This is a genomic window from Arthrobacter sp. Soil763 (assembly GCF_001428365.1).
Taxonomy (GTDB): domain Bacteria; phylum Actinomycetota; class Actinomycetes; order Actinomycetales; family Micrococcaceae; genus Arthrobacter.
Map to the genome: position 1 here is coordinate 366,729 of NZ_LMSH01000002.1, position 11,699 is coordinate 378,427.

12 protein-coding genes are annotated in these 11,699 nt (G+C 68.1%); 6 read left to right on the top strand and 6 right to left on the bottom strand.

Features of this window, described 5'->3' with window-relative positions:
• The first annotated feature begins 1 nt into the window (after nucleotide 1).
• Genes ASG71_RS05305 through ASG71_RS05320 form a run of 4 tightly spaced genes read left to right on the top strand, consistent with a single transcriptional unit; the run spans nucleotide 2 to nucleotide 4,471 of the window.
• Nucleotides 2–991: a carbohydrate ABC transporter permease gene (locus tag ASG71_RS05305; RefSeq protein ID WP_056737654.1), complete on the top strand. Its 990-nt coding sequence runs from the start codon at nucleotides 2–4 to the stop codon at nucleotides 989–991.
• Nucleotides 988–1,923, top strand: coding sequence for a carbohydrate ABC transporter permease (locus ASG71_RS05310; RefSeq protein ID WP_056737655.1), 936 nt, complete (start codon nucleotides 988–990; stop codon nucleotides 1,921–1,923). Before ASG71_RS05305 ends, ASG71_RS05310 begins: the two co-directional genes overlap by 4 nt.
• Nucleotides 1,920–3,419, top strand: coding sequence for a glycoside hydrolase family 1 protein (locus ASG71_RS05315; RefSeq protein ID WP_056737656.1), 1,500 nt, complete (start codon nucleotides 1,920–1,922; stop codon nucleotides 3,417–3,419). The genes ASG71_RS05310 and ASG71_RS05315 overlap by 4 nt, the downstream gene beginning before the upstream one ends.
• Nucleotides 3,419–4,471: a LacI family DNA-binding transcriptional regulator gene (locus ASG71_RS05320; protein ID WP_056737657.1), complete on the top strand. Its 1,053-nt coding sequence runs from the start codon at nucleotides 3,419–3,421 to the stop codon at nucleotides 4,469–4,471. Before ASG71_RS05315 ends, ASG71_RS05320 begins: the two co-directional genes overlap by 1 nt.
• 29 nt (nucleotides 4,472–4,500) lie before the next feature.
• Here ASG71_RS05320 and ASG71_RS05325 read toward each other — a convergent pair whose 3' ends face one another.
• Nucleotides 4,501–5,166 (bottom strand): DUF4397 domain-containing protein, encoded by a 666-nt coding sequence (locus tag ASG71_RS05325; protein WP_056737658.1) that lies wholly within the window; start codon nucleotides 5,164–5,166, stop codon nucleotides 4,501–4,503.
• A 111-nt stretch (nucleotides 5,167–5,277) separates the two neighbouring features.
• Nucleotides 5,278–5,694 (bottom strand): PaaI family thioesterase, encoded by a 417-nt coding sequence (locus tag ASG71_RS05330; RefSeq protein ID WP_056737659.1) that lies wholly within the window; start codon nucleotides 5,692–5,694, stop codon nucleotides 5,278–5,280.
• 159 nt (nucleotides 5,695–5,853) lie between these two features.
• Here ASG71_RS05330 and paaZ point away from each other — a divergent pair, with 159 nt between their 5' ends.
• Nucleotides 5,854–7,965: a phenylacetic acid degradation bifunctional protein PaaZ gene (paaZ, locus tag ASG71_RS05335; protein ID WP_056737660.1), complete on the top strand. Its 2,112-nt coding sequence runs from the start codon at nucleotides 5,854–5,856 to the stop codon at nucleotides 7,963–7,965.
• 164 nt (nucleotides 7,966–8,129) lie between these two features.
• Complete coding sequence (locus ASG71_RS05340) at nucleotides 8,130–8,537, top strand: VOC family protein (protein ID WP_056737661.1); 408 nt, start codon at nucleotides 8,130–8,132, stop codon at nucleotides 8,535–8,537.
• A 93-nt stretch (nucleotides 8,538–8,630) separates the two neighbouring features.
• On the opposite strand, the gene ASG71_RS05345 is transcribed toward ASG71_RS05340, so the two are convergent.
• The 4 genes from ASG71_RS05345 to ASG71_RS05360 form a co-directional block, all read right to left on the bottom strand.
• Nucleotides 8,631–8,936, bottom strand: coding sequence for a hypothetical protein (locus ASG71_RS05345; RefSeq protein WP_056737662.1), 306 nt, complete (start codon nucleotides 8,934–8,936; stop codon nucleotides 8,631–8,633).
• Between the two features lie 140 nt (nucleotides 8,937–9,076).
• Nucleotides 9,077–9,688 carry a TetR/AcrR family transcriptional regulator gene (locus ASG71_RS05350; protein ID WP_056737663.1) on the bottom strand — a complete coding sequence of 204 codons (612 nt, stop codon included), beginning with the start codon at nucleotides 9,686–9,688 and terminating at the stop codon, nucleotides 9,077–9,079.
• Nucleotides 9,689–9,777: 89 nt separating this feature from the next.
• On the bottom strand, nucleotides 9,778–11,127 hold the full coding sequence (paaK, locus tag ASG71_RS05355) for a phenylacetate--CoA ligase PaaK (protein WP_056737664.1): 1,350 nt from the start codon (nucleotides 11,125–11,127) through the stop codon (nucleotides 9,778–9,780).
• A gap of 13 nt (nucleotides 11,128–11,140) precedes the next feature.
• A complete protein-coding gene (locus ASG71_RS05360; protein ID WP_056737665.1) occupies nucleotides 11,141–11,647 on the bottom strand; it encodes a hotdog fold thioesterase in 507 nt (168 codons plus the stop codon).
• Between the last annotated feature and the right edge of the window lie 52 nt (nucleotides 11,648–11,699).

An 11,699-nucleotide genomic window follows, 5' to 3' on the forward strand; every position in this document is an offset into this window, starting at 1 on the left:
CATGACGGTAACGGACCGGGTCAGGCCCCAGGGCCAATCGGCCGACGAGGAGCAACACAGCAACAGGAGTGTCCGGCGGATCGCCGTTTCACAGCGGCTCTCACGGTGGGACATCAAGCTCTCGCCCTACCTGTACATTTCGCCGTTCTTCCTGCTGTTCGCCGTCACGGGCCTGTTTCCACTGCTCTACACCGGCTGGGTTTCCCTGCACAACTGGAACCTGATCGGCGGCCAGGGCAGGTTCATCGGACTGGACAACTTCGGCTTTGTCCTGGGGCAGCCGTATTTCTGGAACGCGGTGGGAAACACGCTGAGCATCTTCCTGCTCTCGTCCGTGCCGCAGGTCGTGCTGGCGCTGCTGATCGCAGCGGTGCTGGACGCGAACCTGCGGGCGAAGACGTTCTGGCGGATGGGCGTGCTGGTGCCCTTCGTCGTCGCTCCCGTGGCCGTAGGGCTGATTTTCAACAACCTGTTCGCGGACCAGTTCGGTCTCGTCAACGAGCTGTTGGCCCTTGCCGGCCTTGACCCGGTCCGCTGGCATTCCGATCAGCTGGCCAGCCACCTGGCGATCGCCACCATGGTGAACTTCCGCTGGATCGGCTACAACGCACTGATCTTCCTCGCCGCAATGCAGGCCATCCCGCGCGACGTCTTCGAAGCTGCCACCATCGACGGCGCCAGCCGCGTCCGCCAGTTCCTGTCCGTGACGGTCCCGATGCTGCGTCCCACCGTGATTTTCGTGGCCATCACGTCCACGATCGGCGGACTGCAGATCTTCGACGAGCCGCGGGTGTTCGACCAGTCCGGGCTCGGTGGCGCGGACCGGCAGTGGCAGACACTCACCATGTACATCTGGGAACTGGGCTGGGGACAGCGCAACTTCGGCAGGGCATCAGCCGTGGCATGGCTGCTGTTCCTGATGATCGTGCTGATCGCCCTCCTGAACTTCCTACTCACCCGGCGCATCGCAGACCAGGGAGGCCGCAAATGAGCTCCATCCCCATGATCCGGCAAACCGCGGGAGAGGGCGCCGCCGCGGCGGCCGCCAAGCGGCTCAACCGGCCGGCCCGGCGCCGGCCCACGCACGGGCGCGGCAGGGGAACCGGCGGGGTCCGGCGTCCCGGGCCCCTGACCTACGGTGCACTGGGCGCGGTCCTGCTGGCGTCCCTGTTCCCGCTCTACTGGTCCTTCCTGGTGGGCAGCCACGACAGCACGGCGCTGAGCCGCGGTATCCCGCTCCTGCCGGGCGGAAACTTCCTGGCCAACGCCGCGAAGGTCTTCGACAGCATCCCGTTCTGGAAAGCCATGGGCAACAGCCTGCTGGTGTCCACCGTGACGGCAGGCTCCGTGGTGGCGTTCTCAACCCTCGCCGGTTTCGCCTTCGCCAAGCTCCGCTTCCGCGGCAGCAAGGGCCTGCTCGTCTTCGTGATCGCCACGATGGCGGTGCCCACCCAGCTCGGTGTGGTGCCGTTGTTCATTGTGATGGCGAAGCTCGGCTGGACCGGATCCCTCTGGGCCGTCATCATTCCCGGGGCCGTCACGGCTTTCGGCGTGTTCTGGATGACCCAGTACCTGCGCGATGCCCTGCCGGACGAGCTCATCGAGGCCGTCCGGATGGACGGGGCGTCGATGATCCAGGCCTTCTGGTACGTGGGATTCCCGGCGGCCCGGCCGGCGGCGGCCATGCTGGCGCTGTTCACCTTTGTTGCCACGTGGACCAACTTCTTCTGGCCTTTCATTGTGCTGGACCCCTCAAATCCGACGCTTCCGGTGGCGCTGCAGCTGCTGCAGGCGGCCCACTTCGTGGACTATTCGGTGGTGCTGGCCGGGGCTGTCCTGGCCACCATCCCGCTGCTGCTGCTCTTCATCGCGGCAGGGCGCCAACTCGTTTCAGGAATCATGCAAGGAGCAGTCAAAGGATGAGCACCACCCCAACCACTTTCCCCGACGGTTTTCTGTGGGGCGCGGCCACCGCGGCTTATCAGATCGAAGGCGCTGCCCATGAAGGCGGCCGGCAGGACTCTATCTGGGACACCTTCGCCCGGGTCCCGGGCGCCGTCGCGGACGCCCACAACGGCGACGTGGCCTGCGACCACTACCACCGCTCCGGCCAGGACGTGGAGCTGATGAAGGCGCTGAACCTCAAGGCCTACCGCTTCTCGACCTCGTGGGCGCGCTGCATGCCGGACGGCAGGACGCCCAACCCCGAGGGCATCGCCTTCTACTCCCGGCTGGTGGACGAGCTCCTCGCCGCGGGCATCACGCCCTGGCTGACGCTGTACCACTGGGACCTGCCTCAGGCACTGGAGGATGAAGGCGGCTGGGCCAACCGCGAAACGGCCGAACTTTTCGCGGCCTACGCGGAGCTCATGCATGAGGCCCTGGGCGACCGGGTCCGCATCTGGACCACCCTCAACGAACCGTGGTGCTCGGCGTTCCTCGGTTACGCCGCGGGCGTCCACGCCCCGGGCCGGCAGGAACCGGCGGCCGCCCTCGCCGCCGCACACCATCTTCTGCTCGGGCACGGACTCGCCGCCGCGGCCCTGCGCCGCCGCGACCCGGAGGCCAGCCTCGGCATCACCCTGAACCTCACCGTCGCCGACCCGGCCGACCCGGCCGCCGCCGAGGACCGGGACGCGGCCCGCCGGATCGACGGCCTGCACAACCGGATCTTCCTCGACCCGATCTTCCGCGGCGAGTACCCCTCCGACGTGCTGGACGACATCGCCGGCCTGGGCTTCGACGCCGTCGTGCACGACGGCGACCTGGCCATCATCTCGACGCCGTTGGACCTGCTCGGTGTGAACTACTACCAGGGCGAAGCCCTGACCAAAGCGGCGGCAAAAGACGCCCGGCAGCAGACGGAAACCGTCACCACCACCGCCCAGGCCGCGCCGGAATCAGCAGGCAGGCAGGAGGCCACGCCGTTCGTCTCCGCGGAAGGCGTGCACTCGGTCGCGCGCGGGCTGCCGGTCACCGGGATGGGCTGGGAGGTGCAGCCCGAGGGCCTTTCCCGCTTACTGACCCGGCTGCAGCGCGAATACACCGGGCCGGCCGGCATTCCGCTGTACATGACCGAAAACGGCGCCGCGTACCCGGACACTCCGGACGCGGACGGCTTCGTCGATGACCAGGACCGGCTGGCGTTCTTCGACGTCCACCTGCGCGCCGTCCACGACGCGATCGCCGACGGCGCGGACGTGCGCGGGTACCTCGCCTGGTCGCTGCTGGATAACTTCGAGTGGGCCTACGGCTACCACCAGCGCTTCGGCCTGGTCCGGGTCGACTACGAGACCCTGGAACGCATCCCCAAGGCGAGCGGGCTCTGGTACGCGACCGTGGCGGCGGCCAACGGCCTGCCGCCGCAGCAGCACGGGATGGTCAGTGCGGACACCGGGGATGTCGTATTCTCAAGGTAATGAGCGCACAGATCCACCGGGGTCTCCGGGCCGGACCGGCCAAACCCACCCCCACCCTTGAAGACCTCGCGACGGCGGCCGGAGTGTCCCGCTCCACCGCCTCGCGGGCGATCAACGGCGGATCCAGGGTCAGTCCGGAAGCCCAGGCCGCGGTGGACGCGGCGGTCATCTCCCTCGGCTACACCCCCAACCGGGCCGCCCGCAGCCTGGTGACCCGTCGGACCTCCTCGATCGCCCTGGTCATCAATGAGCCCGACGCCCGGGTCATGATGGACCCGTTCTTCGCCGCCGTCATCACCGGGGTAACCGAGGCGCTGCGCGAAACCGAAATGCAGCTGGTCCTCCTGATGTCCCGCGTGGGCGGCGACCCCTCCCGGACGCTGCGCTACCTGCGCGGCGGCCACGTCGACGGAGCGATCATCGTCTCGCACCACAAGGCGGACGGCTGGACCGAAGACCTCGCGTCGTCGGGCCTGCCCACGGTCTTCATTGGCCGGCCCTGGGACACCGGGCTCGGAATCCACTACGTCGACGTCGACAGCTTTGAGGGCGGACGCCTGGCCGCGCTGCACCTGGCCGCGGCCGGGCGTACCCGGTTGGCGACGATCACCGGTCCGCTGGACATGACCGCGGCCGCCGACCGGCTCSCGGGCTGGCAGGCCGGCCTCAAGGAAGCCGGACTGCAGCCCGGGCCGGTGGTCCAGGGCGACTTCACCCCCGCCGGCGGAACCGAGGCCGCCGAGCAGTTGCTGGCCGAGGACCGCAGCGTCGACGGCCTGTTCGCCGCCTCCGACCTGATGGCCCGCGGCGCCATTATCGCGCTGCAGGCCGCGGGCCTGGCAGTCCCGGGGGACGTCGCCGTCGTCGGGTTTGACGACCACCTGGCCGCGCCCGGAGAGCTGCCGTTGACGACCATCAACCAGCCGACCGTGGACATGGCCGCCGAGGCCGGCCGCCTGCTGCTCGCGGATATCGAAGACCCGGGCACCAGCCGCGAACCGCTCATTTACCCGGCGCGCCTGGTGGTCAGGGCGAGCACCAAGGCAGCCTAGGAGCCGGCCCTGGCGGCCTTAAGGGCCCGTTAGCGGCCGTGCCGGCCGTGGTCCCGCCACTTGCCCGAGTCGACCACCTGGACGGCGACGCCGAGGGTGCCCTTCGCGAGGATCAGGGGTTTGGTGGTGCCGGCGGCGGCTACCGCGGCGGAGACCTTCCCGGCCTTCAGCGTGAGTACCTCCTGCTCCGGATTCTCCAGATCCTCTATGACCGGGGTCTTGCCGGCAAGGACGTCGACGGCGGGCGCTGCCGCCACGTGCCGGACCGTGAGCTTGCCCTGGCCCCGCGGGCTGGGCGAGGTGTCATTCCGGAACAGGGTGGCGGTGGGATCGCCGTCCTCGTCCAGATGGGCGACGGCGGTGTAATTCCGGCCCTCCCGGAGTTTCACCTCGACGGGCCCGATCACGGCGTCGTCGGCGCTCTTGGCGTTGGCGGCCGTGACGGCAATCTCGTAGCTTCCGCCCTCGAGCTTCAGCGGGCCGGCGAGCTTGCCGGGCTTGAAGTCGTCCAGGGTCAGCTTGCCGTTGACCCAGACGTCCACGGTGAGGCCGGGGACGCCGTGGAGCACAGAGAGGACGGCGTCCTCGCCGTGGTGCCTGCCGCCGTCGTGCTTCCCGCCGGCCTGGGCCGGGGCTGCGAAGGCCAGTGCGGCCGCCAGGGACAGGGCGCCGGCGGCATAAACGGTTTTGCGCATTTCAAACTCCTCATTGAGTTGCCCGGATTCGGGCGGTGATGTGCTGACACCGTTAATACCGGCCGGAGGCCCGCCGCGGATGCAGCGGCCGGCCCTGTGACCGCGTTTCCCTTATTTTTTGCGCTCCAGCAGCAGGTTGGTGATGCGCAGCGTGCACAGCCTTTCGGCGGCCTCGTTGGCGATCAGCACCTCGTGGGTGGTCAACGTGCCGCCCAGGTGGATCGGGGTCGCCGTGATGGTGATGGTCCCCTCCCGGGCCGACTTGTGGTGCGTGGCGGAAACGTCCACCCCCACCGCCGTCTTGCCCAGGGTGCTTGCGTGGATCACCGCCGCCCAGGAACCGACGGCTTCACCCACGGCCAGCGAGGCGCCGCCGTGCAGCAGCCCGAAGGACTGGCGGTTGCCCTCCACCGGCATGGTCGCGACGACCCGTTCGACGGATTCCTCGACAATCTTTACGCCCATTTTTTCGTCGAGCTCACCCAGGGTGATCTTCCACAGCTCGGTACCGCGCGGATCGGTGGTCATAGCGCCTCCTCGGAAATCGGCCCGATGCCGGCCGGTTGGTCCTGCCGTTACTAGTGTGCGGGCGGGCAGGTTCATGTACTGTAGACATATTACCGAACGGACGGTCAGTAATGTGCTGGCCGCGTCGATCTTGCCCCGTGTTGGAAGGACCCGTCAACGATGACCACCACTGCAACAGCTCCGGAACCCACTGTCGACACCGTCGAAATCGTCCCCAGTTTTATCCGGAACTCGTGGTGGACCCCCGACGCCGCCTCGGCAGGGGGCGCCGCGCCCGTCCGGGACGCCAGCACCGGCGAACTACTCGCCCGGGTCAGCACCGAGGGCCTGGACCTGGTCTCCGTCGTCGACTACGGCCGCACCACCGGGCAGGCCGGACTGGGCAAGCTGACCTTCCACCAGCGGGCGCTCAAGCTCAAGGAACTCGCCCAGTACCTGAACGGCCGCCGGGACGAGTTCTACGCGCTCTCCGCCCAGACAGGCGCCACCAAGGTCGACTCCATGATCGACATCGACGGCGGCATCGGTGTGCTGTTCACCTTCGGCTCCAAGGGCCGCCGCGAACTGCCCAACGCCCAGGTGGTGGTGGACGGCCCGATGGAGATCCTGTCCCGGGACGGCTCCTTCGCCGGTGAGCACATCTACACCCGGATTCCCGGCGTCGCCGTGCAGATCAACGCCTTCAACTTCCCGGTCTGGGGCATGCTCGAGAAACTCGCCCCGGCCTTCATCGCCGGCGTCCCGACGATCGTCAAGCCGGCCACTCCGACCGGCTTCGTCGCCGCGGCCGTGGTCAATGCGATCGACGAGTCCGGCATCCTGCCCGAGGGTTCCCTGCAGCTGGTCTCGGGCCCGGCCCGCACCCTGCTGGACCACCTTGACTACCGCGACCTCGTTGCCTTCACCGGCTCCGCCTCCACCGCCGACACGCTCAAGTCCCACCCCAACGTGGTCAAGGGCGGCGTCCGCTTCACCTCCGAAACCGACTCGCTGAACGCCGCGATCCTGGGCCCGGACGCGGTCAAGGGATCCCCCGAATTCGACGCGTTCGTCAAGTCCCTCGTCACCGAAATGACCGCCAAGGCCGGGCAGAAGTGCACCTCGATCCGCCGCGCAATCGTGCCGCAGGAGCTCGTGTCCGACGTCGCCGCCGCCGTGGGGGAGCGGATCACCGAACGCGTCGTGCTGGGCGACCCCCGCGCCGAGGGCGTCACCATGGGCGCCCTCGCCTCGCTCGAGCAGCTCGCCGACGTCCGCGCCGCCGTGCAGACCATGCTCGACGCCGGCGGCGAACTCGCCTACGGCAGCCTCGATTCGCCGAAGGTCACCAGCGCGGACGGGACCGTCGGCGTCGTCGACGGCGGGGCGTTCATGTCGCCCGTGCTGTTGAGCTGGGCCGACCCCGAGGCCGAGACGGTCCACTCGCTCGAAGCCTTCGGACCCGTTTCGTCCCTGATCGGGTACACCGACGTCGCCGACGCCGTCCGCCTCGCCGCCCGCGGCGGCGGCTCCCTGGTCGCCTCGGTCTGCACCAACGACCCCGAGGTGGCCCGTGAACTGGTCACCGGCATCGCGGCGCACCACGGCCGCGTCCTAATGCTCAACCGCGAGGACGCCCGCAGCTCCACCGGGCACGGCTCCCCGGTGCCGCACCTGGTCCACGGCGGTCCCGGCCGGGCCGGCGGCGGCGAGGAACTGGGCGGCATCCGCTCGGTCATGCACCACATGCAGCGCACCGCCATCCAGGGCTCGCCCAACATGCTGACCGCCGTCACCGGCATCTGGCACACTGGCGCGGACCGCAACTTCACGCTTGAGACCGAGGGACAGCACCCGTTCCGCAAGTCCCTGGCCACGCTGCACATCGGCGACGCCATCCGCTCGGAGCTGCGCGAGGTCACCCTCGACGAAATCACGAAATTCGCCAACTCCACCGGTGACACGTTCTACGCCCACACCAACCAGGAGGCGGCGGAAGCCAACCCGTTCTTCCCGGGCATCGTGGCACACGGCTACCTGCTGCTGGCCTGGGGCGCCGGACTGTTCGTGGAGCCCGCGCCGGGCCCGGTGCTGGCGAACTACGGCCTCGAGAACCTGCGCTTCATCACGCCGGTCGCGGCCGGCGACTCCATCCGGGTCACGCTGACGGCCAAGAAGATCACCCCGCGCGAGACCGACGAGTACGGCGAGGTGGCCTGGGACGCAGTGCTGACCAACCAGAACGACGAAATCGTGGCCACCTACGACGTTCTGACCCTCGTGGAGAAGTAGCGCCCTCTCCTCCGTTCCACCCCGCCCGTTGCCCTATCACTTATGGCTGCCAAAGCCCTGGAATGGCAACCATAAGTGATAGGGCAACCGGGGCCGGGCGGGCGCTTTCCACCCCGCTTTCCACCCCGCTGCGGCGTAAAATCGTGCTCGTAGGAGGTGGCGACATGTCCCTAGTACTCAACAAAGCCACAACAGTCCTGCCAGTCGATGATGCAGCGCGTGCCCGGCATTTCTATGCGGACACCCTGGGGCTCCCGCACCGCGGCGTGGCAGACGACGGAAGCGAAATATTCGGCTCGGAGGGCGGCCCGTTGCTCCAGTTGATGCCGGTCAAGGACGGAAAGCACTCAGAGCACACCACCCTGAGTTTTGAGGTCAGCGGCATCGAACGCACGGTCCAGGAAATGGAAGCCCGGGGTGTCACGTTCCAGGACTATGACCTTCCGGACCTCAAGACCGAAAACCACATCTGCACCACGGACTCGGAGAAGTGCGCCTGGTTCATGGACACCGAGCACAACATCCTCTGCGTCCACGAGAACATCACGACGGCGGCCGACTACCAGCTGTAGGCGTGGAGCCGGTCGCCTGCTGCCGCTTCGCTCAGTCGGGGACGCGCCAGGGTCCGGCGGGCGACCCACGCCCGCCGGACCCCGCGCAGCCTGTCAGGACTCGGCGCCGCCGTGCAGGCCGTCGTCGCTACTGTCATCCTCGGGCCCGGTGCCGCGGCCGGACTCGCTGCGGTCGGAGAGGTCCATGTTGCCGCGCGCCTCGTCCATGGTGGGGCCGCCGGCGGGGACGCTGTAGGTGTCGGGGCGGATGCCGTGCGCCTGTTCCTCGATCAGCGCCTGCTCCTCGCTGAAGCGGATGGCGTTTGCTTCGTCGCCTGCATCGCCGGGAATGTCTTCCCGGATCTTCGACGGGTCCGGAACGATGAATCCTGCGGCGGGATCTTCCTTGGGGTGGCTCATGGTTCTTCCTTCCTCCGATGATGGCTTTCTACCACCGTAAACCGCGGTCGGCGGAAATACCAAGCACGCTTAGTATCCGGGCGGAGTCGTCAATAGGGCCGGGCACCCAGCGCACCGCTAAGGACCGGCTGGCTACTGGCTCAGCCCCGGGTGGGGACGTGCAGGCCGTGGAATGCCATGGTGATGACGTCGTCGGCCAGCTTGGCCGGGGAGAGCGAACCGCCCGGCTTGTACCACTCGACGATCGAGTTGATCGTGCCGAACAGCAGGCGGGCGACGGTGCGCGGGTCGATGTCCTGGCGCAGCGAGCCCTCGTCGCGGGCCGCGGAAATCAGGGCCGCCACCTTGTGGTCGAAGGTGCGGCGGCGTTCAAGGGCGTCGCGTTCGATCTCGGTGTTGCCGCGCAACCGCAGCAGCAGGGTGACAAACGGCAGCCGCTCCACCAGGACGGAGATGGTCTCGCGGACCACGAATTCCAGCCGCGCTTCGGCCGAGCCGTGCTGCGCTTCGGGGCGGTCCAGGATGGCTTCGAGGCCACCCAGCGCGTGGTCCAGGGCGAGCTTCAGGAGATCGCCCTTGGAGGGCACGTGGTGGTAGATCGCGGACTTGGAAATGCCCAGGTTCTCGGCCAGGATGCCCATCGAGGTGGCGTCGTAGCCGTGGCGGTTAAAGACGTCGACGGCGATCAGCAGCACCGACTGCTGATCATAGCCGGGGCGGCCGCGCTTGGTGGTGGTTGCTGTGCTGGGCATACTCGCTAGTTTCTCATGAACGGTCGGTCGGCCCGGCGGCGTGGCCGGCGGCCGGACCCCGAAGGGACCGGCCGCCGGGTACCGGCGCCTTAGGCCTTGGGGCGCAGGTCGTAGATGCGGCGGAGCTTGCCGTTGGAGCGTTCCAGCGAACCCGGATCAACGACGTCGACCGTGCAGGACGACCCCACGTGGATCTTGATCTGCTGCTGCAGCACCTTCGCGGCCGTCGCGCTGCTCTCGATCGAGACGGCGTCGCGGCGTTCGATCCGGACCGTCAGCTGGTCCATCCGCTGGCCCTCGGGCCGGGTCAGTTCCAGCTGGAAATGCGGGCTGAGCTCCGGGATGCGCAGCGCGATTTCCTCGATCTGGGAGGGGAAGAGGTTGACGCCGCGCAGGATGATCATGTCATCGCTGCGCCCGGTGATGCGGCCCATGCGGCGGTGCGCCGGGCGGGCGGTGCCGGGCAGCAGCCGGGTCAGGTCCTTGGTGCGGTACCGGATGATCGGCAGGGCTTCCTTGGTGAGCGAGGTGAAGACCAGTTCGCCGTGCTCGCCATCGCCCAGGACCGAATCCACACCCACGGCCGGATTGAAGGCGTCAATGATCTCAGGCCGGAAGTGGTCCTCCCAGATGTGGCTGCCGTCCTGGGTCTCCACGGCCTCGCCGGCGACGCCGGGGCCCATGACCTCGGAAAGGCCGTAGATATCGCAGGCCTTGATGTTCATGGTGACCTCGAGCTCGTGGCGCATTTCCTCGGTCCACGGCTCGGCCCCGAGCACAGCGTACTTCAGCGAGGTGGAGGCCGGGTCGATGCCCTGCTTGATCATGGCGTCGGCGATGGTCAGCAGGTAGGTCGGGGTGGCCAGGATGGCATCCGGTTCGAAGTCCTGGATGAGCTGGATCTGGCGTTCGGTCTGGCCACCGGAGATCGGGATGACCGTGCAGCCCAGGGCTTCGGCGCCCGCGTGGGCGCCCAGGCCGCCGGTGAACAGGCCGTAGCCGTAGGCGTTGTGCACCTTCATGCCGGGCCGGACGCCGGAGGCACGCAGCGAACGGGCCACGAGCTTGGCCCAGTCGGCGAGGTCCTGCTTGGTGTAGCCGACGACGGTGGCGCGGCCGGTGGTGCCGGAGCTGGCGTGGATCCGGGCGATCTCCTTCTGCGGGACCGCGAACATCCCGAACGGGTATTCCAGCCGGAGGTCTTCCTTGGTGGTGAACGGGAACTTCCCCAGGTCGGAGAGCTCGCGCAGGTCGGTGGGGTGGACGCCGGCCTCGTCGAACTTCCGCTTGTAGAGCGGGACCCGGTCGTAGGCGTAGGCCACGGTGTGCTGCAGGCGGGACAGCTGGAGGGCTTCGAGCTCGTCGCGGGAAATGGTTTCTTCGCGGTCCAGGACGGCGTCGCCGGTGGCGAGGGCAGATTCAGCGGTGGGGGTGGTCATCTGGGTCCTACTTCTATTTCTTGGAGATGGTGCGGCTGCGGCCGCGGAACTCGGCGATGAGTTCGCCCTGGGTGGAGCTGTCGGCGGGCAGTTCGCCCGGGACCGTGCCGGCGGACGTGTCCGTACCGGGCGCGGCGCCGGGGTCTGCGGCGTAGATCTGAATGTCATAGATGCCGCTGCGGCCGGCGCTCGCGCGGCGGTTGGCGACGGCGGTGAGGATCTGTCCCCGGAAGGCAGGCTTCACGAAATTGATGTCGACGCCGGACGCGACGGTGATGCTGTCGACCTCGCCCGGGGCCGGTGAGGCGGGGTTGCAGGCGAGGGCGAAGGCCGTGTCACCGAAGGCGAAGATCATGCCCCCGTGGGCCATACCGAAGCCGTTGAGCATCTCGCGGCGGAGCGGCATCCGGATGGTGGCGTGGCCGTCCTCAAGCGCCAGGACCTCGATCCCCATCCACTCGGAGGCGTAATCGTCTTTCAGGATGGGGTGGGTCTCACCGGAAATCGTCAGTTCAGCCATGCGTCATTGCCTCCAGCTTTATTTACCGAATGTTCATTAGGTAATCCCATTC

Coding starts and splice junctions, on each gene's coding strand:
- ASG71_RS05305 (WP_056737654.1), top strand. CDS start 2: ATGACGGTAACGGACCGGGTCAGGCCCCAGGGCCAATCGGCCGACGAG.
- ASG71_RS05310 (WP_056737655.1), top strand. CDS start 988: ATGAGCTCCATCCCCATGATCCGGCAAACCGCGGGAGAGGGCGCCGCC.
- ASG71_RS05315 (WP_056737656.1), top strand. CDS start 1,920: ATGAGCACCACCCCAACCACTTTCCCCGACGGTTTTCTGTGGGGCGCG.
- ASG71_RS05325 (WP_056737658.1), bottom strand. CDS start 5,166: ATGCGCAAAACCGTTTATGCCGCCGGCGCCCTGTCCCTGGCGGCCGCA.
- ASG71_RS05330 (WP_056737659.1), bottom strand. CDS start 5,694: ATGACCACCGATCCGCGCGGTACCGAGCTGTGGAAGATCACCCTGGGT.
- paaZ (WP_056737660.1), top strand. CDS start 5,854: ATGACCACCACTGCAACAGCTCCGGAACCCACTGTCGACACCGTCGAA.
- ASG71_RS05340 (WP_056737661.1), top strand. CDS start 8,130: ATGTCCCTAGTACTCAACAAAGCCACAACAGTCCTGCCAGTCGATGAT.
- ASG71_RS05345 (WP_056737662.1), bottom strand. CDS start 8,936: ATGAGCCACCCCAAGGAAGATCCCGCCGCAGGATTCATCGTTCCGGAC.
- ASG71_RS05350 (WP_056737663.1), bottom strand. CDS start 9,688: ATGCCCAGCACAGCAACCACCACCAAGCGCGGCCGCCCCGGCTATGAT.
- paaK (WP_056737664.1), bottom strand. CDS start 11,127: ATGACCACCCCCACCGCTGAATCTGCCCTCGCCACCGGCGACGCCGTC.
- ASG71_RS05360 (WP_056737665.1), bottom strand. CDS start 11,647: ATGGCTGAACTGACGATTTCCGGTGAGACCCACCCCATCCTGAAAGAC.